At 61.1% G+C, this 17,019-nt stretch carries 14 protein-coding genes; 7 read left to right on the top strand and 7 right to left on the bottom strand.

Annotation, left to right across the window (positions count from 1 at the left end):
* Window positions 1-345: 345 nt before the first annotated feature.
* Window positions 346-2,022: an MFS transporter gene (locus AC3IT6_RS09290; RefSeq protein ID WP_489354971.1), complete on the top strand. Its 1,677-nt coding sequence runs from the start codon at window positions 346-348 to the stop codon at window positions 2,020-2,022.
* A gap of 128 nt (window positions 2,023-2,150) precedes the next feature.
* Here the strand turns inward: AC3IT6_RS09290 and AC3IT6_RS09285 are convergent, their stop codons facing one another.
* Genes AC3IT6_RS09285 through AC3IT6_RS09275 form a run of 3 tightly spaced genes read right to left on the bottom strand, consistent with a single transcriptional unit; the run spans window position 2,151 to window position 4,453 of the window.
* Window positions 2,151-3,464: a sensor histidine kinase gene (locus AC3IT6_RS09285; protein WP_489354970.1), complete on the bottom strand. Its 1,314-nt coding sequence runs from the start codon at window positions 3,462-3,464 to the stop codon at window positions 2,151-2,153.
* Window positions 3,461-4,129 (bottom strand): response regulator transcription factor, encoded by a 669-nt coding sequence (locus AC3IT6_RS09280; RefSeq protein ID WP_150725790.1) that lies wholly within the window; start codon window positions 4,127-4,129, stop codon window positions 3,461-3,463. The genes AC3IT6_RS09285 and AC3IT6_RS09280 overlap by 4 nt, the downstream gene beginning before the upstream one ends.
* A 3-nt stretch (window positions 4,130-4,132) precedes the next feature.
* Window positions 4,133-4,453 (bottom strand): PepSY domain-containing protein, encoded by a 321-nt coding sequence (locus tag AC3IT6_RS09275; protein ID WP_150725789.1) that lies wholly within the window; start codon window positions 4,451-4,453, stop codon window positions 4,133-4,135.
* Window positions 4,454-4,791: 338 nt separating this feature from the next.
* On the opposite strand from AC3IT6_RS09275, the gene AC3IT6_RS09270 reads away from it, so the two are divergent.
* From AC3IT6_RS09270 to codA, 4 genes are all read left to right on the top strand, one after another.
* Window positions 4,792-5,871, top strand: coding sequence for a patatin-like phospholipase family protein (locus AC3IT6_RS09270; RefSeq protein ID WP_489354969.1), 1,080 nt, complete (start codon window positions 4,792-4,794; stop codon window positions 5,869-5,871).
* A 75-nt stretch (window positions 5,872-5,946) separates the two neighbouring features.
* A complete protein-coding gene (gene queD / locus AC3IT6_RS09265; RefSeq protein ID WP_046042818.1) occupies window positions 5,947-6,303 on the top strand; it encodes a 6-carboxytetrahydropterin synthase QueD in 357 nt (118 codons plus the stop codon).
* 198 nt (window positions 6,304-6,501) lie between these two features.
* A complete protein-coding gene (locus AC3IT6_RS09260; RefSeq protein WP_489354968.1) occupies window positions 6,502-7,332 on the top strand; it encodes an alpha/beta fold hydrolase in 831 nt (276 codons plus the stop codon).
* Between the two features lie 215 nt (window positions 7,333-7,547).
* Complete coding sequence (codA, locus tag AC3IT6_RS09255) at window positions 7,548-8,792, top strand: cytosine deaminase (protein WP_489354967.1); 1,245 nt, start codon at window positions 7,548-7,550, stop codon at window positions 8,790-8,792.
* A gap of 119 nt (window positions 8,793-8,911) precedes the next feature.
* Here the strand turns inward: codA and AC3IT6_RS09250 are convergent, their stop codons facing one another.
* Window positions 8,912-9,904: a diaminopimelate epimerase gene (locus tag AC3IT6_RS09250; protein ID WP_489354966.1), complete on the bottom strand. Its 993-nt coding sequence runs from the start codon at window positions 9,902-9,904 to the stop codon at window positions 8,912-8,914.
* A gap of 165 nt (window positions 9,905-10,069) precedes the next feature.
* Between AC3IT6_RS09250 and AC3IT6_RS09245 the strand changes: the two genes are divergently transcribed.
* Both AC3IT6_RS09245 and AC3IT6_RS09240 read left to right on the top strand, forming a co-directional pair.
* Window positions 10,070-11,221, top strand: coding sequence for an MFS transporter (locus AC3IT6_RS09245; RefSeq protein WP_489354965.1), 1,152 nt, complete (start codon window positions 10,070-10,072; stop codon window positions 11,219-11,221).
* 128 nt (window positions 11,222-11,349) lie between these two features.
* Window positions 11,350-12,882 carry a trypsin-like serine peptidase gene (locus tag AC3IT6_RS09240; protein WP_489354964.1) on the top strand — a complete coding sequence of 511 codons (1,533 nt, stop codon included), beginning with the start codon at window positions 11,350-11,352 and terminating at the stop codon, window positions 12,880-12,882.
* A 70-nt stretch (window positions 12,883-12,952) separates the two neighbouring features.
* On the opposite strand, the gene AC3IT6_RS09235 is transcribed toward AC3IT6_RS09240, so the two are convergent.
* The 3 genes from AC3IT6_RS09235 to AC3IT6_RS09225 all read right to left on the bottom strand — a co-directional run bounded on the left by AC3IT6_RS09235 (window position 12,953) and on the right by AC3IT6_RS09225 (window position 16,999).
* On the bottom strand, window positions 12,953-15,376 hold the full coding sequence (locus AC3IT6_RS09235; protein ID WP_489354963.1) for a TonB-dependent siderophore receptor: 2,424 nt from the start codon (window positions 15,374-15,376) through the stop codon (window positions 12,953-12,955).
* A 98-nt stretch (window positions 15,377-15,474) separates the two neighbouring features.
* Window positions 15,475-16,458, bottom strand: coding sequence for a FecR family protein (locus tag AC3IT6_RS09230; protein ID WP_489354962.1), 984 nt, complete (start codon window positions 16,456-16,458; stop codon window positions 15,475-15,477).
* Between the two features lie 40 nt (window positions 16,459-16,498).
* Complete coding sequence (locus tag AC3IT6_RS09225; RefSeq protein ID WP_057713991.1) at window positions 16,499-16,999, bottom strand: sigma-70 family RNA polymerase sigma factor; 501 nt, start codon at window positions 16,997-16,999, stop codon at window positions 16,499-16,501.
* Window positions 17,000-17,019 lie beyond the last annotated feature (20 nt).

The following is a 17,019-nucleotide window of genomic DNA, read 5'->3' as shown; positions in this document are numbered from 1 at the left end:
CAGCAGCAGAGTTTGATGGATCAGTTCCGCGTTTAAGCCTTGCAAAATCCCCATGTGGGAGCGGGCTTGCTCGCGAATGCGGTGTGTCAGGCGCAATCTTTGCTGACTGACCCACCGCATTCGCGAGCAAGCCCGCTCCCACATTTGTTTCTGCGCGCCGCTCAATCAAATGATCGCGAGTGGATATCTACCGCAAGGTGATTATGCTTCACGGAACCTTGCAGCGTTTTCTGGCGTCAACCTGAATGCAAGCCCCGTAATCCGACGACATCAGCCCCAGGGCCTGGGTACGGTAAGTGTTGGTGGGAACTCCGGCCTACAACAAGAGCAAGACGGAGAATACTCATGGCAGCAATCGACAATGCAACCACGGGCAGCACGTCCAACCGCGGCCTCACCCGGGAGGAGCGCAAGGTCATTTTCGCGTCGTCCCTGGGCACCGTGTTCGAATGGTATGACTTCTACCTGTACGGCTCCCTCGCGGCGATCATCGCCAAGCACTTCTTCGCCGGCGTCAACGAGACGACCTCCTTCATCTTCGCCTTGCTCGCCTTCGCCGCAGGCTTCGCCGTGCGGCCCTTCGGCGCCATCGTGTTCGGTCGGCTGGGCGACATGATCGGGCGCAAACACACGTTCCTCATCACCATCGTGATCATGGGTATCTCCACGGCTGTGGTGGGTTTGCTGCCCGGCTATGCGAGCATCGGCGTCGCCGCGCCGATCATTCTGATCAGCCTGCGCCTGTTGCAGGGCCTGGCACTGGGCGGTGAGTACGGCGGCGCAGCGACCTACGTGGCCGAACATGCACCCAAGGGCAAACGCGGCTTTTTCACCTCGTGGATCCAGACGACAGCAACCCTCGGCCTGTTTCTTTCACTGCTGGTGATCCTCGCCTGCCGCACCGCCCTGGGCACCGAAGCCTTCGAGGCCTGGGGCTGGCGGATTCCATTCCTGCTGTCGATCCTGCTGCTGATTATCTCGGTGTACATCCGCCTGCAGCTCAACGAGTCGCCGGTGTTCGTGAAAATGAAGGCCGAAGGCAAGTCTTCCAAGGCGCCGCTGACTGAATCCTTCGCACGCTGGGAGAACCTGAAGATCGTGATCATGGCCCTGCTCGGCGGCACCGCCGGCCAGGCGGTGGTCTGGTACACCGGGCAGTTCTATGCGCTGTTCTTCCTGTTGCAGACGTTGAAGATCGACCCGCAGACCGCCAACCTACTGATTGCTGGCTCGCTGCTGATCGGTACGCCGTTCTTCGTCATTTTCGGCAGTCTGTCCGACCGTATCGGGCGCAAAGGCATCATCATGGCTGGCTGCATCCTTGCGGCCGTGACCTATTTCCCGATCTTCCATGCGTTGACCCAGTACGGTAGCCCGGACGTGTTCATTGCGCAGGAGAAGAATCCGGTCACGGTAGTTGCCAATCCCGGCCAGTGCTCGTTCCAGTTCGACCCGGTGGGCAAGGCCAAATTCACCAGTTCCTGTGACCTGGCCAAGACCGTGCTGGCCAAAAAGGCCATCCCCTACAAGAACGTGAGCGCCGAGCCGGGCGCCGTTGCGCAGGTGCGCATCGGCGAGAAAGTGATCGAGAGCTTCGAGGGCACCGGCATGCCGGCCGCCGACTTCAAGGCCAAAAACGACGCCTTTACCGCCACCCTCGTCACCGCCCTCAAGGACGCCGGCTACCCCGAGAAGGCCGACCCGGCCAAGACCAACTACCCGATGGTGCTGTTGCTCCTGACCATCCTGGTGATCTACGTGACCATGGTCTACGGGCCCATTGCCGCCTGGCTGGTGGAACTGTTCCCGGCGCGCATCCGCTACACCTCGATGTCACTGCCCTATCACATCGGCAACGGCTGGTTTGGCGGCTTCCTGCCGACGGTGGCGTTTGCCATGGTGGCGGCCACGGGGGATATCTACTACGGGCTGTGGTATCCCATTGTCATCGCAGTGATGACGGCCGCTCTCGGCACGTTCTTCCTGCCGGAAACCAAGGATCGGGAGATTCATCACACCTGAGCAGGGGGAGGTTCTATGTGGGAGCGGGCTTGCTCGCGAAGGCGGTGTATCAGTCGATGACAGTATCGGCTGACACTACGCCTTCGCGAGCAAGTCGGATCGCCGCACCGCCGCTCCCACAGTGGATCTCAGTGTTTAGGCAACTCGATGACAACCTTCAACCCGCCCCACTCGCTTTCCAGCAACGACAGTTTGCCGCCCCAGCTATCGACGATGTCACGCACGATACCCAGCCCCAAACCATGCCCATGGGTTTGCTCATCCAGCCGCGTACCTCGGCCAAACACCTGATCGCGACGTTCTTCGGGAATGCCCGGGCCGTCATCTTCCACGCTGAGTTCAAAGCCCTCTGCAGTCTCAGCCACACTCAGGCGAACTTCGGCATCCGCCCATTTACAGGCGTTATCCAGCAGGTTGCCCAACAGCTCCAGCAGGTCTTCACGATCCCAGGGCAACTGCAGGCCGGCCGGTGCGCGATAGCTCAGCGCAAGGTGTTCGCCATGGATCATGTTCAGGGTGGCCAGCAACCCGGGGAGTTCGCCATCGCAATCAAACAGTGCGCCCGGCAACGCATCGCCGGACAACCGCGCACGATTGAGTTCGCGATTGAGCCGTTGCTCGACCTGTTGCAGTTGTTCCTTGAGGGTCTTGCGCAGTTGCGGGTGCGCGTCGAGTTGCTCGCTTGAAGCCAGGCTCAACAGCACCGCCAGCGGGGTTTTCAAGGCGTGGCCGAGGTTGCCCAGGGCATTGCGTGAGCGCTTGAGGCTGTCCTCGGTGTGGGCCAGCAAGTGATTGATCTGCGCCACCAGTGGCTCCAGTTCCACCGGCACCTGATCATCGAGTTGCGAGCGCTGGCCCTGTTGCAACTGCGCGATCTGCTCGCGGGCCTGTTCCAGCGGACGCAAGGCGCGGCGCACGGTGATCCGTTGCAGCAGCAGAACCAGCAACAGCGCTGTCAAACCGAGGCCCAACCCGAGCTGTTGCATGCGCCGGAAGCTTTCACGAATCGGCGTGTAATCCTCGGCAACACTGATGGAGATCGGCAACCCCGAACGTCGATAGTCCGTGCGCAGCACCAGCAACTGTTGCCCTTCCGGCCCCAGTTGCAGGTTGCCGTGCAGACCGGGGTGATCGAGCGCCGGCAGTTCCTGATCCCATAAGGAGCGGGAACGCCAATGGCCGTCGGTGAAGTCGATGCGGAAATAATGCCCGGAGAACGGCCGCTGATAGGCCGGTGACAGACGTCGCTCATCCAGTTGCAAGCCTTGCGGCCCGCGCACCAGTGCCGCCAGCAGGTTCTCGCTGTCATTGCGCAACCCGGCTTCGAGGTAGCGCTGCAACCCCATTTCAAACAGCCACAGGCTGGTTTGCGCCAGCACCAGGCCAACGACCACCATCACGCTGATCAGGCCCAGGCTCAAGCGGCGCTGGATCGATCTCACCGGGCTTGCCCGCCGAACAGGTAGCCCTGGCCGCGACGGGTTTCAATCACACTTTTGCCGAGCTTGCGGCGCAAGTGGTTGACGTGGACTTCCAGCACATTGGAATCGCGCTCGGTTTCACCGTCGTAGAGGTGTTCGGCGAGGTGGCTTTTGGAGAGGATCTGCTCGGGGTGCAGCATGAAATAACGCAACAGGCGAAACTCCGCGGCGGTCAGCTGAATGTCTGCACCGTCGCGGACAACGCACTGGCGACCTTCGTCCAGATGCAGCCCGGCGGCCTTGAGCGTTGGCTGGTTGACCTGGCCATGGGAGCGGCGCAGCAACGCCTGGATGCGCAAAAACAGCTCTTCGGGATGGAATGGCTTGGTCAGGTAATCGTCGGCGCCGGCCTTGAGGCCCTCGATGCGTTCGGCCCAGGAATCCCGGGCCGTCAGGATCAGCACCGGCGTGGCCAGACCCGCCGCGCGCCATTGCGCCAGCACCTCAAGCCCCGGCACGCCCGGCAGACCGAGGTCGAGGATGATCAGGTCGTAAGGTTCAGTACTGCCCTGATACACCGCATCGCGACCATCGGCCAGCCAGTCCACCGCATAACCCTGGCGGTTGAGGCCGGCCAGCAGTTCGTCGGCCAGGGGCACATGGTCTTCCACCAGCAGCAAACGCATGGATCAGTCTTCCTTGTCTTTGAGTAAACGGCCGGTGGTGGCGTCGATGCCCAATTCTCGGACCACGCCTTCAGGGGTCAGCAACTCGACTTCATAAATGTAGACGTCGTGTTTTTCTTCGAGCTCGGCTTCCAGCAGTTTCGCACCGGGGTAGCGATCCATCGCCTGCAGCAGCAGTTGCTCCAGCGGCAGGATCACACCCTGTTGACGCAGGCGCAGGGCTTCATCCTGATCCAGGTCGCGGGCCATCACTGCCGAGCAAAATGCCAGAAGCAGCAGCGCCATCCGGCGTGCGACACATCGATTGAGTAGAAACACCTTCATTACCAATCCTGATGATCCTTGAGTCACTGCCCGCTGACCGGGTCTAATTCCATGCCCAGTGCGAGTGGTGTGAACTTCTCGAAAGCCATAATGGTACCAGCGTCGCGCTATTCCAGCGTTGTGTCGGGGTCCAGGCGAGCCACCCTAACCCGCTGAACTTAATTGAAACTGAATTGCCATCATTGCTGACACCCCAGCCCCCTGTGGGAGCGGCGGTGCGGCGATCCGACTTGCCCGCGAAGGGGCCCTACCAGTCACTATCTCTGTTGAATGTCAGGCCGCTTTCGCGAGCAAGCCCGCTCCCACATAATCCCCGCTTGCCATACATCGAGAGCGCAATGACCGCCATCCACATCAAGTTCCCTTCCCTGACCCTCAAGGCCGGTCCACGAGCCTTTGCGCGCATCCGTGACAACGGCTTGAACGCCGCCGACGTCGGCACCCTGCCTGGCGCTGCCGGCGGTCCGAAGGCGCTGGGGATTCAGGGTCTGGACCTGGCGCTGTTCGGCGAGTGGCTGCCGGCAGCACCGCGGGAGCGCTCGCTGATTGGCGCATCAGTAGGTTCCTGGCGCTTCGCCAGCGCCTGCCTGCCGGACGCCGCCGAGGGCATCCGGCGTCTCGGGCAGCTGTACACCGAGCAACACTTTGCCAAGGGCGTGACCATGGCGCAGATCAGCCAGAGCTCACAGCGCATGCTCGATGATCTGCTCGACGGTCGCGATGCCTCGATCCTCAGTAACAACGATTACCGCCTGAACATCATGGTGGTCAAAAGCCACGGCCTGCTGGCCGACGATCATCGCGGCCGCCTCGGGCTGGGCCTGTCATCGGTCATCGCCGACAACCTGCGCGGCCGGGCGCGGCTGGCACGGCACTTCGAACGCCTGATCATCCACGACCCGCGCCTGGCGCCACCGGTCAATGCCTTGAATGACTTCCCGTCGCGCTTCGTCGCCCTCAATGCCGGCAATTTGCGCCAGGCTCTGCTGGCTTCGGGCTCGATCCCGATGGTGATGGAAGGCGTGCGTGACCTGCCGGGCGCCGGCGCCGGCACCTTCCGCGACGGCGGTCTGCTGGATTACCACCTGGACCTGCCCTACAGCGGCAACGACATCGTGCTGTACCCGCACTTCACCGACCGGGTGATCCCCGGCTGGTTCGACAAGACCCTGCCGTGGCGCCGCGCCTGCCCGGCTCGCTTGCAGAATGTGCTGTTGCTGGCACCGTCGAAGGAATACCTGGCGCGCCTGCCCTACGGTAAACTGCCGGACCGTAACGACTTCAAGCGCTTCATGGGCGATGCCCCGAGCCGGCAGAAATACTGGCGCACGACCATGGACGAAAGCCGCCGCCTGGGCGACGAATTCCTCGAACTGGCCGCCAACGGTCGCCTCGGCGAGCGCTTGCTGACCCTTTAGTCAGGACAAACTGGTAAACTCGCCGCCTGCCCGAATCGCTGCGGCGAACGCCACCTGAACAGAGCTGAAATCACTGTGGAAATCTTCAAGGAATTTACTTTCGAATCCGCCCACCGCCTGCCCCACGTACCGGACGGCCACAAGTGCGGGCGTCTGCACGGTCACTCGTTCAAAGTGGCAATCCACCTGAGCGGCGACCTCGACCCGCACACCGGCTGGATCCGCGACTTCTCGGAAATCAAGGCGATCTTCAAGCCGCTGTACGAGCGCCTGGACCACAACTACCTGAACGACATTCCCGGCCTGGAAAACCCGACCAGCGAAGTGTTGGCCAAGTTTATCTGGCAGGAATTGAAGCCTCTGCTGCCGGAACTCAGCGCGATCCGTATCCACGAGACCTGCACCAGCGGTTGCATCTATCGCGGCGAATAAACCGCCGTCCTGTGGGAGCGGGCTTGCTCGCGAAGGCGTCGGCACAGTCACCATCAAGGTGCCAGAAAAACCGCCTTCGCGAGCAAGCCCGCTCCCACAAGGGAATGCGTTTCGTCAGTCGATCAAGTAAGCCACCTTCATAGGTGGTTTTTTATGCCTATGCTTTTTGCCTCTTCCCCCCGCCAAGAGGACAAGCCCATGACTGACTGGCCGCTGGATCAGGTCTTCGACTTCAACGGACATCAGGTACGCTACGCCGTGCGCGGCGACGGCCCGCCGCTGGTGTTCGTGCATGGCACGCCCTTTTCTTCTTTCGTGTGGCACCGGATCGCGCCGTATTTCACGGCCACTCACCGCGTCTACTACTTCGATCTGCTGGGCTATGGGCAGTCCGCACAACCCGACGACGATGTCTCGCTGGGTGTGCAAAACCGGTTGTTGGCGCAGTTGCTGGAGCACTGGTGCCTGGATCGCCCCGACGTGGTGGCCCACGACTTCGGCGGCGCCACAGCGCTGCGCGCGCACCTGCTCAATGGCAAGGATTACCGCAGCCTGACACTGATCGACCCGGTGGCGTTGACGCCGTGGGGTTCGCCGTTCGTGCAGCATGTGCGCCAGCATGAAGCGGCGTTCAGCGGACTGCCCGATTACATCCAGCGCGCCATCGTGCCGACCTATATTCGCGGGGCGATCAAGCGGGAAATCCCGGACCACGAACTCGCGCCGTACGTGAAGCCGTGGCTGGGGGAGCCGGGGCAAGCGGCGTTCTACCGGCAGATCGCACAGATGGACGAGCGCTATACCTGCGAGGCCGAGGGCCTGTACCCGACGATTCGCTGCCCGGTGCAGACTCTCTGGGGTGAAGACGACCAGTGGATTCCCATCGAACGCGGGCGGACCTTGCAGCAGATGATTCCCGGATCGCAGTTTTATCCGATACCCAACGCCGGTCACCTGGTTCAGGAAGACGCGCCCGAAGCGGTAGTCGCCGCTCTTATGCGGTTTTTACCCCTGCAACAATCTACCTGAACAAACCCAATCCCCTGTGGGAGCGGGCTTGCTCGCGAAGAGGCCGTGTCAGTCACCATCAATGCTGACAGTCACACCGCCTTCGCGAGCAAGTCGGATCGCCGCACCGCCGCTCCCACATTTGAACGGTGGTGATCAATGTCACTGGCGGGATTCGCCGCAGGCGAGCTAACGTAAGGATATTGCCTACACGATTCACCAAAAGGACTCGCCCGATGCACATCATCAATGCCCGTCTGCGCAACCAGGAAGGCCTGCATGAGTTGTACCTGGAAAACGGCCTGATCAGCAGCATCGGCCGTCAGATCGAAGCCCCGACCCTGGGCCCTGGCGATCTGGATGCCGGCGGCAAACTGGTGGTGCCGCCCTTTGTCGAGCCGCACATCCACCTCGACGCCACCCTGACCGCCGGCGAGCCGCGCTGGAACATGAGCGGCACGCTGTTCGAAGGCATCGAGTGCTGGGGCGAACGCAAGGCGACCATTACCCACGAAGACACCAAGGCCCGGGCGAAAAAAACCATCCAGACCCTCGCCGCCCACGGCATCCAGCATGTGCGCACCCACGTCGACGTCACCGACCCGCAACTGACCGCGCTCAAGGCCATGCTCGAAGTGCGCGAGGAAAGCCGGCACCTGGTCGACCTGCAAATCGTCGCATTCCCTCAGGAAGGCATCGAATCCTACCGCAATGGTCGCGAATTGATGGAAGAAGCCATCCGCATGGGCGCCGACGTGGTAGGCGGCATTCCGCATTTCGAATACACCCGCGATCAGGGCGTCAGCTCGGTGAAGTTCCTCATGGACCTGGCCGAACGCAGCGGTTGCCTGGTGGACGTGCATTGCGACGAAACCGACGACCCGCATTCACGCTTCCTCGAAGTGCTCGCCGAAGAGGCCCGCAGCCGCGACATGGGTTCGCGGGTCACGGCCAGCCACACCACGGCCATGGGCTCCTACGACAACGCCTACTGCGCCAAACTGTTTCGCTTGCTCGGGCATTCGGGGATCAGCTTTGTCTCCTGCCCCACCGAAAGCATCCACCTGCAAGGTCGCTTCGACAGTTTCCCGAAACGCCGTGGCGTGACCCGGGTCAACGAGTTGCTGGAGGCGGGCATGAACGTGTGCTTCGGCCAGGATTCGATCGTCGATCCGTGGTATCCGCTGGGCAATGGCAACATTCTGCGGGTGCTCGAAGCCGGCCTGCACATCTGCCACATGCTCGGTTATCGCAACCTGCAAAGTGCGCTGGACCTGGTGACGGACAATAGCGCCAAAGCCATGAACCTCGGCGACCGCTATGGCCTGGAGCGCGGGCGGCCGGCGAACCTGCTGATTCTGTCGGCAGAGAGTGATTACGAGGTGATCCGCAGCCAGGGGTTGCCGCTGTACTCGGTGCGCGATGGCAAGGTGTTGATGAAGCGGACGATGCCGGTGGTGGAGTTCAGTGAGCTGAGCTGAGTCTGGTGTTGACGGGGCAGGCCTCTTCGCGAGCAAGCCCGCTCCCACAATTGACCGAGTTGTCCAGACAAACGCGGTTAAATGTGGGAGCGGGCTTGCTCGCGAAGGCTATTTTGAAGTCAATCGATTAACCGAGCCGTACCAAACAGGCTGACCCGACTCAATTCCCCCAACTCCTCTTCCAGCAAGATCGGCGCCGTGCCACCCGGCATCGTCACCTTCACCTCCCCGGCGCTGACCCAACCTGCCCGCCACGCCGCACAGGCCACCGCGCTGGCGCTGGTCCCCGACGATGCCGTCGGCCCCTCGCCCCGCTCGAATACCCGCGCGGCGATGTGCCCTTCGGACAAGCGCATTGCCCATTGCAGATTGATTCCCGCCGGACAAGGTTTGCCTGCACCGACCGGCATGGCGTAGGCGATTCGCGTCAGCCCCTCACCCAGCGCCGGCTCGCGCATCTGCTCGTTGCTTGGCAGATCCCCGGCGCTTTCCACCAGCGTCACGCAATGGGGATTCCCGACCCGCACGAACTGGCTGCGCGACCATGCGCCATTGAGTGCTGACAACTGTTTAACGTGGCTGAGTTCGCGACCATTCAACAGCATCGTTTCAACGCCGACAGCACTGACCGCCGACGGCCCGAACCCGGGCTGTCCCAGGTCGAGCCAGAAACCCATTACGCCCTCGACTTGTGCGGCCTTAACCGAAGTCTGCCCCGGCGAAGGCGTATCAGCCTTGTCGTGATGAACCCTGAGCAGACAGGCTTCATCCTTCGGCAACAGCCCTTGATCGCTGAGGGCCTGGGAAAAAATCGTCAGCCCGTTGCCACTGCGCTCGGCCAGGGTGCCATCGGTGTTGACGATCAACAGATCAAAGGGAGGCGACGACTGAAACGGCCCGACCAGCAAACCGTCGCTGCGATGATCCTTGCTGCCGGACGGTTGAGTGCCTGGAGCCCAGCTGCAGCAAGCCTCGATCGCGGTTAGCGCCCAGGCTTCAAGGGTTTGCGCTGCCTGGCTGGCCTGATCGGGCAAGTCGATACCCTGGCAGCGCAGTTCTTCGGGCGCTACCACGATGTAAATATTGCCCCGTGCATCGTACCGCTGCGCCATGGCGCCCTCCGCGTGTCATTGGAATGGCTCAACATATCGCGAAAAACAGCGGCACTGTGCAAGGATGTCGCCCTGTTTGACCGTAAAACTTTCCGGCCACTGATCGAACCCTCACCGGCCGATCACTGTCCGTTGAGGACGCGACGTTTTTTGCCAAGGATTGTTATGACCAGCCTCAACAGCCAGACCACCTTCGTTCCCGGCCGCCTGGAACAGATGTCCACGCGCATCGCCTTTTTCATCGCCGGGGTCGGCATCGCCGCGTGGGCGCCGCTGGTGCCCTACGCCAAGGCCCGGGCCGGACTGGATGAAGGCACCCTAGGTTTGCTGCTGCTGTGCCTGGGGGTGGGTTCGATCCTGGCGATGCCATTGGCCGGGATCCTGTCCACACGTTTCGGCTGCCGGAGGGTGACGGCCGGCGGGACCCTGCTGATCTGTACCGCCCTGCCGCTGTTGGCGACGGTGTCGTCGATTCCGGCGCTGATCGCCGCGTTGTTCATGTTCGGCGCGGGGCTCGGCACCGTGGATTCGACGGTCAACCTGCAAGCGGTGATCGTCGAGCGCGCCAGCGGCAAAAACATGATGTCGGGTTTCCATGGCCTGTTCAGCCTGGGCGGGATTGTCGGTGCGGCGGGTGTCAGCGGGTTGCTTGGCCTGGGGATTTCACCCCTGGGGGCCACGCTGGTGGTGATCGTGTTGCTGCTGATCGCACTGGTCAAGGCCGTACCGCATCTGTTGCCCTACGGCAGCGAGAGTTCGGGGCCGGCCTTTGCGGTGCCCCATGGCATCGTCCTGTTCATCGGCGGCATGTGCTTCATCGTGTTCCTCGCCGAAGGCGCGGCGCTGGACTGGAGCGCGGTGTTCCTGACGCAGGAACGTGGTATCGACACGGCGTATGCGGGGCTCGGTTATGCGGCGTTTGCCCTGACCATGACGGCCGGGCGTTTGACCGGTGACAAAATCGTGCGACGCCTGGGCGCGACGCGGGTGATTGTGTTCGGCGGGCTGACAGCCGCCACAGGCTTGTTTCTGGCGACGTTCACGCCAAGTTGGGAGGCAGCGCTGGTGGGTTATGCGCTGCTGGGGGCCGGTTGCTCGAACATTGTGCCGGTGCTGTACACCGCGGTCGGCAAGCAGACGGTCATGCCCGAAAGCATCGCCGTGCCGGCCATTACCACCTTGGGTTATGCGGGCATCCTGGCAGGCCCCGCCGTCATCGGCTTCGTCGCCCATGGCAGCAGCTTGAGCTTTGCCTTTGCCTTGATGGCGCTGTTGCTGGTGGCGGTGGCGATTGGCGGGAAGGTGTTGAAGGTCTGAACACGCCAAGGTTTCAAGCCAGTACTAATTGATTGGAAAAATACAAAACTCCTGACAGTTTCAAAGTATACGGCGCGAGCAACTTTGGTTCACTCTGAGTTTGAAAAACCCAACTCAGGATGAACAATATGAAATACCCGAAAAACAATAAATCTACACTCTTCTTAATCTTCGCCCTTGCCAGCACCAGCACTTCGGCAACTGGCTCTATGGAAAACAATACGGATTGGGGTGAGGGCACACCAAATTTTTCAAACGCGCAACTCTTGAACAATGACAAAGGCCGGTACGATCACTGGCAATCGATTGGCCGCGTCGTAACCGACTACGGTATGACCTGCTCAGGCACATTGATTGATACCCGCCAGACAGCCGAAGAGCTGGACACTCCGGCCTATGTACTGACCTCCGGACACTGCACGAACCTTAATCCCAACAAAGTTCTGGAAAACGTCGACACTACGGGACAAGTTATCTTCAATTACTTTCAAGACACCATTGAAACCAGCAAGCCCTATCAAGTGATTCGAATTAACTGGAGTACCATCCGCGGACAGGATATTTCAATCCTCCAACTAGACCAGACTATCGGCCAACTGATAAGTGATGGTGTACGACCATTGAAGTTGGCAAGTAAACTGCCCGCAGAGGACGATGTATTGATCGTCGGTGCTCCCCAGTCAAGCCACGTTCAACGAATGGCCTGCCCACAGGAAAAATCGGCAAGCATCATCGAAGGTTCCTGGGCATGGCATGACCAGATTGTTTCCCGCTGCCTGGATGTTGTGAGTGGTATCTCAGGTTCACCGCTACTGGGGCGTTACAACAACGAAATACTGGCTGTGATCGGCACGACGACGCGAGGCAGTGGGCAATCACGTTGCAGTAGTGGCGCCCCTTGTGAAGTGGTCGAAGGCCAGGTGAACAAAAAGCCGGACACCAACTACGCGACGCAGGCCATTGGATTGCTGGAGTGCTTTGACGAGGGTCAATTCGATCGCCAAAACGCAGCATGCCCCCTGGGCCCGGCCTTCACTTTCGCCACCACTGCGCTTGCGAACTGGCATATCAAGCTTGAACGTGACTCTTCCGGGCAGGTCATCCCGTGGCTATGGACCCAGACGTTCGAGGTAGATCGCCCATTTTACCGATACAAGTTCACCCGCACGCTCGAGGAATGTGCGGTAACCAGTGGCTACAGCGAAGCACTCAAAAGCAATACGAATGGCCAGAACGAGTGGCGTCAAGAGCTGCGAGACGGTGCGGGCATGTACCTGTTGTGCATCATGGGGCAAGACCAGAAGTCAGTTGTGCCGGGGCCATTGGACGCGCGTAACGCCAGGATTCACTGGCGGTGGATGATGGAGGAACCGAACGAGGTCATTCCTGTTTATTCCTTCTGGCAGAATCCGAACACCCCATTCATCTACGCGATCAGAGCCTTTCCGATCAATCCGTATCTGGACGCCTATAAATATCAATACAAAGCAGGTCCAAGCGGGGAAACCGACTGCCTCGACGAACGGGGATACAAAGAAGTGCAGCCGTCAATTGGAGTATTTAAGGTTAACGTCAAAGGCGGCCCGATGAAGGTTTGTCTGAAAACTGAAGACCTGGCAGGTAATCCTTCCCCCGTTGCCGAATTCCAACTCCCGGAGTAAAGGCACAACAGGTCCCGCAGATGAACGAAAGATCTGCGGGAACGCTCAGGACGCCGAATGTCTCGGTCTATCAGAACCCGACACTGGCCTGCACAAAGAACGTGCGCGGCGCACCGACGTACATGCCCGAGTTGTTGTCGCTGGAACGGGTGAAGTACTGCTTGTCGAAGATGTTCTTCACCCCCGCCCCCAGTTTCAGGTTCGACACCTGCGGACCGAAGTCATAGCCGGCACGTGCGTTCCAGAGCACGTAACCCGGGATATCACCGAACTGGCCGTCAGCGGTGCCTTCGGTGATGTAGTTGCCGTTGAAGCTGCCATCGGCGTTCACGCCGGTGCCCGGCGAACGCTGCTTGGACTGGGCGAACGCATCGAGGTTGTAAGTCCAGCGGTTGACGTCGTAACGCAGGCCGGCGGTGGCCACCTGACGGGAGTAGAACGGCAGGTCACGGCCCTTGAAGCCCGGGATCTCACCTTCGTAGGTGGCACGGGTGTAGGTGAAGCCGGCGTTGGCGGTCAGGCCGTCCAGTATCGGGTTCAGCGCGGCCATGTCGTAATGCACAGAGGTTTCGATACCCTGGTGCTTGGTCGCGCCGAGGTTGGTCCAGCCCACATCGTTGCTGATGTATTGCAGTTCGTCGTCGAAGTCGATGTAGAACAGCGTCACTTCCCCGCCCCACACGTCATCGTTGTAGCGCGTACCGATTTCGTAGGTCTTGGCCTTTTCCGGCTCCAGGCCGTTGGCGGGCTCATCACCGATACCGCCCTGCCCCAGCTGGAAATACTGCAGCGCGCCGAACGAGGTTTCGTAGTTGGCGAACAATTTCCAGGCATCGGACATGTGATACATCACGCTCAAGGCCGGCAGCGGTTCGTTGCTTTCGATGCTGCGTTTTTTCTCCGGCACCCGTTTACCGGCCGTGTCGAGTACCGGGCGGTCGTGCCAATCGGTGCTGATGTGCTCGAAGCGAATACCCGGGGTAACGGTCCAGTTGCCAACGTCGATCTTGTTGTCGACGTAGACCGAATTGGCCTCGGTTCCACCGGTGCGGTCCTGATAGACATGGCCGTCCGCCCCCGGACGCACCACTGGCTCGTTGTTGACCAGCGCCACACGACTGGCCTCTTCGTGCATGGCCTCTTTCAGGTAGCGATAACCGACGCTGACTTCCTGGGTAGTCGGGCCGACATCGAAGACGTGGGACACCCGTGGTTCGATACCGTAGGTGTAGTAGCTGCGCGGATAGGAATTGAGTGTCTTCAGGTCACGAGAGGCAATGGTGCTGCCACGGAAACTGTCGGTGTAGTAGGTCAGCACTTCGGCCTGTGTGCGATCGTCGATCTGCCGCGCCCACTTGAACGACACATCCTTGCGGCGGCCGCTGAAGTTGTCGTGGTCGCGCACCGACTGGAACGGGTCGGCGTCGTACTGCGCCTGGGTCAGGCCGCCGGGCATGTCGGCCTTGGCGTCGTAGTAGTGGAAGTTGAGGCTGAAATCGTCGACATCGGTCGGCGCCCAATGGGTCTTGAGGATCACGTCGTCGATGTCGTTGCCGTTGTTGCTTTCACGGTAACCGTTGCCGTTCACTCCGGAGTACAACAGCGCCACGCCCATGCCGTTGTCAGCGGTGCCGCCCATGAACGCGGTGTCGATGTGCTTCCAGCCACCGTGCTGCGAAGTTTCCAGGGTGGTGCCGATTTCAGCCGAGGCTTTTTCCGGGATCGCGCGGGTCACGAAGTTGATCACGCCGCCGACGTTTTGTGGTCCGTAACGCACGGAGCCGGCACCGCGTACCACGTCGATGCTGTCGAGGTTGCCGGAGGAAATCGGCGCCATGGACAGTTGCGGCTGGCCGTAAGGCGCGAAAGCCGCCGGGATGCCGTCGATCAGCACGGTGGAGCGAGGCGACAGGCGCGAAGTCAGGCCGCGCACGCCAACGTTGAGGGAAATGTCGCTGCCCCCGGTGCCGTTGGCGTCCTGCACTTGCACGCCCGGGACACGTTTGAGTACCTCGCCGACGTTCATCGCGCCCTGCTCGACCATGGCTTCGCGGCGCACCACCGTCCGCGCGCCAGGGTGGTTCTGCACCACAGCGGCATCGGCATCACCGAGCCAGTCGCCGACCACCTTGATGTCAGTCACGCCCAGTTCCAATGGGCCGTTGGCCGCCGAAGCGGGCGCCGGCATCAACGTCACCGAACCTTCATCGATCTGGTATTGCAGGCCGCTGCCTTGCAGCAACTGGCGCAGCGCGTCTTCCGGAGAAAGGTTGCCATCCACCGCCGGGGCCTGCTTGCCGGCAACCAGTTCAGGGCTGAAGAACACCTGAAGCGAGGTTTGCTGGCCCAACTGACTCAGGGCTTGTCCCAAGGGTTGCGCCGGGATGCGGATGCCGTCGGCAGCGAAGGCCTGGGGCAGCGCAATATTGACCGCCAGCGCGAGGGCCAGCGGCAACCAGGGGAGTTTGTTGTTTTTAGCGGTGGAGTTTTTCACGTCGAACGTAATCCTGTGGATCGCAAGAGTGTGCGCTTGTTAATGCAAACCAGTTGCAGTTGAACAGGAAGACGATGAACTCGAAAAAAACCTGAATTTTATTTTGAAATTATTTCCTGGCTGCCATCGCCAAGGGTGCGCACGGCCACCGGCAGGATGCTCGGCAAGGCCTTGAGCAGCGCATCGGTGTTGCCGGATTTGAACACGCTGGTCAGGCGCAGATCGCCCACCGCTGCGCTGGCGACCTTTAGCGGCTTCTCGCGATAACGCGAGACCTGCTCGGCGACATCGGCCAGGCTGGCGTTGTTGAACACCAGTTTGCCGCTGCGCCAGGCAGTCATTTCCGCCGGGTTGACGGCATAGGCGGCGGCAACTTTGCCCTGGGCATCGACGTGGGTACCAAGGCCTGCCGTCAAATTGATGAAATCGTTATCGGCGGCATCGCGTCCTTGAACCTTGACGGTGCCTTGCTCCACCACCACGCGGGTTTCGCTGGCGCCATGGCGTACATCGAATCGGGTGCCGGTGACCGTGACCTTGCCATTGCCCGCTGCGACCACGAATGGTCGGCTGGTGTCGTGCTCGACGCTGAACATCGCTTCGCCTTCGCTCAGCTCAACGTGGCGCTGGCCCTTTTCAAAGCGCACCTGGATCCGGCTGCGGCTGTCCAGATCCACCACCGAGCCGTCCGGCAACGCCACATGGCGGCGCTCATTCAGGGCTGTTGAAAACTCGGCGGTGTAAGGCGCCGGATGATTGAAGCCGCTGAACAGGCCCAGGCCAAGCGCTACCGCGAGCACGCTGGCGGCCACCGTGTAACGCAGCACCGGACGACGCTTTTTCAGGGCTGGCGGGGTTTCACACAGGGCACGCAAACGCGCCGCCGGCATCAGGTCGGCGGCGCTCCACAAACCCTGGAGCACTTCGAATTCGTTTCGGTGTTGAGGGTGCTGGTCCAGCCAGAGCTGGAACTGGCGCCGCATTTCGACATCCGCAACAGGCTCCTGCAAACGCACAAACCACTGCGCCGCGTCATCGCGAACCGCAGTCTGCCCGCACGCGCAATCACGAGTATCCATCATGGAAGTTCCTGTTTGGCTGGGGAGGAGAAGACGCGGTCGGTCATGACTGCAACCCGTCCAGGCGATCACGCAGGTGCCGAAGCGTGCGGATCATATACTTTTCCACCATGTTCTTGGACAGCCCCAGGCGTTCGGCGATTTCTGCCTGGGTCAGACCCTCGATTTTCTGCCAGACAAACACCTTGCGGCAGTTGACCGGCAGCTCGGTGAGCGCCCGTTCGATGGAATCCGCCAACTGGATCGCGTGCATGAAATGCTCCGGGTCGCCGGTCGGCGACTCACTGAGATCAATCGCCTCGGACTCCATGGCACCCCGCCGGTCCTCACGCCGATAACCATCCACGGCGATGTTGCGCGCGGTCTGGTGCAAATACGCCCGGGGCTGTTGCACCACCGCCGAATCGGACTCAAGCACCCGCACGAAGGTGTCGTGGGCCAGGTCCTCGGCCTGCTGACGATTTCTCAGGCGACGGGTCCAGGTGCCAACCAACTCTTCGTAATGCTCGAAAAAGCCGTGTCTGCGGGGCAGCTTGAGGGTCATTGCGGTGTGCTGTGGAGACG

Source organism: Pseudomonas sp. KH_017 (assembly GCF_057840285.1).
The sequence above is the reverse complement of the archived record's forward strand: the minus strand, read 5'-3'. Positions and strand labels throughout refer to the sequence as shown.

Bases quoted from the DNA above. Each gene is read 5' to 3' on its own strand.
- AC3IT6_RS09225 (WP_057713991.1), bottom strand. From the start codon at position 16,999: ATGACCCTCAAGCTGCCCCGCAGACACGGCTTTTTCGAGCATTACGAA.
- AC3IT6_RS09275 (WP_150725789.1), bottom strand. From the start codon at position 4,453: ATGAAGGTGTTTCTACTCAATCGATGTGTCGCACGCCGGATGGCGCTG.
- AC3IT6_RS09250 (WP_489354966.1), bottom strand. From the start codon at position 9,904: ATGGCGCAGCGGTACGATGCACGGGGCAATATTTACATCGTGGTAGCG.
- AC3IT6_RS09230 (WP_489354962.1), bottom strand. From the start codon at position 16,458: ATGATGGATACTCGTGATTGCGCGTGCGGGCAGACTGCGGTTCGCGAT.
- AC3IT6_RS09270 (WP_489354969.1), top strand. From the start codon at position 4,792: ATGACCGCCATCCACATCAAGTTCCCTTCCCTGACCCTCAAGGCCGGT.
- AC3IT6_RS09245 (WP_489354965.1), top strand. From the start codon at position 10,070: ATGACCAGCCTCAACAGCCAGACCACCTTCGTTCCCGGCCGCCTGGAA.
- AC3IT6_RS09260 (WP_489354968.1), top strand. From the start codon at position 6,502: ATGACTGACTGGCCGCTGGATCAGGTCTTCGACTTCAACGGACATCAG.
- AC3IT6_RS09240 (WP_489354964.1), top strand. From the start codon at position 11,350: ATGAAATACCCGAAAAACAATAAATCTACACTCTTCTTAATCTTCGCC.
- AC3IT6_RS09290 (WP_489354971.1), top strand. From the start codon at position 346: ATGGCAGCAATCGACAATGCAACCACGGGCAGCACGTCCAACCGCGGC.
- AC3IT6_RS09280 (WP_150725790.1), bottom strand. From the start codon at position 4,129: ATGCGTTTGCTGCTGGTGGAAGACCATGTGCCCCTGGCCGACGAACTG.
- codA (WP_489354967.1), top strand. From the start codon at position 7,548: ATGCACATCATCAATGCCCGTCTGCGCAACCAGGAAGGCCTGCATGAG.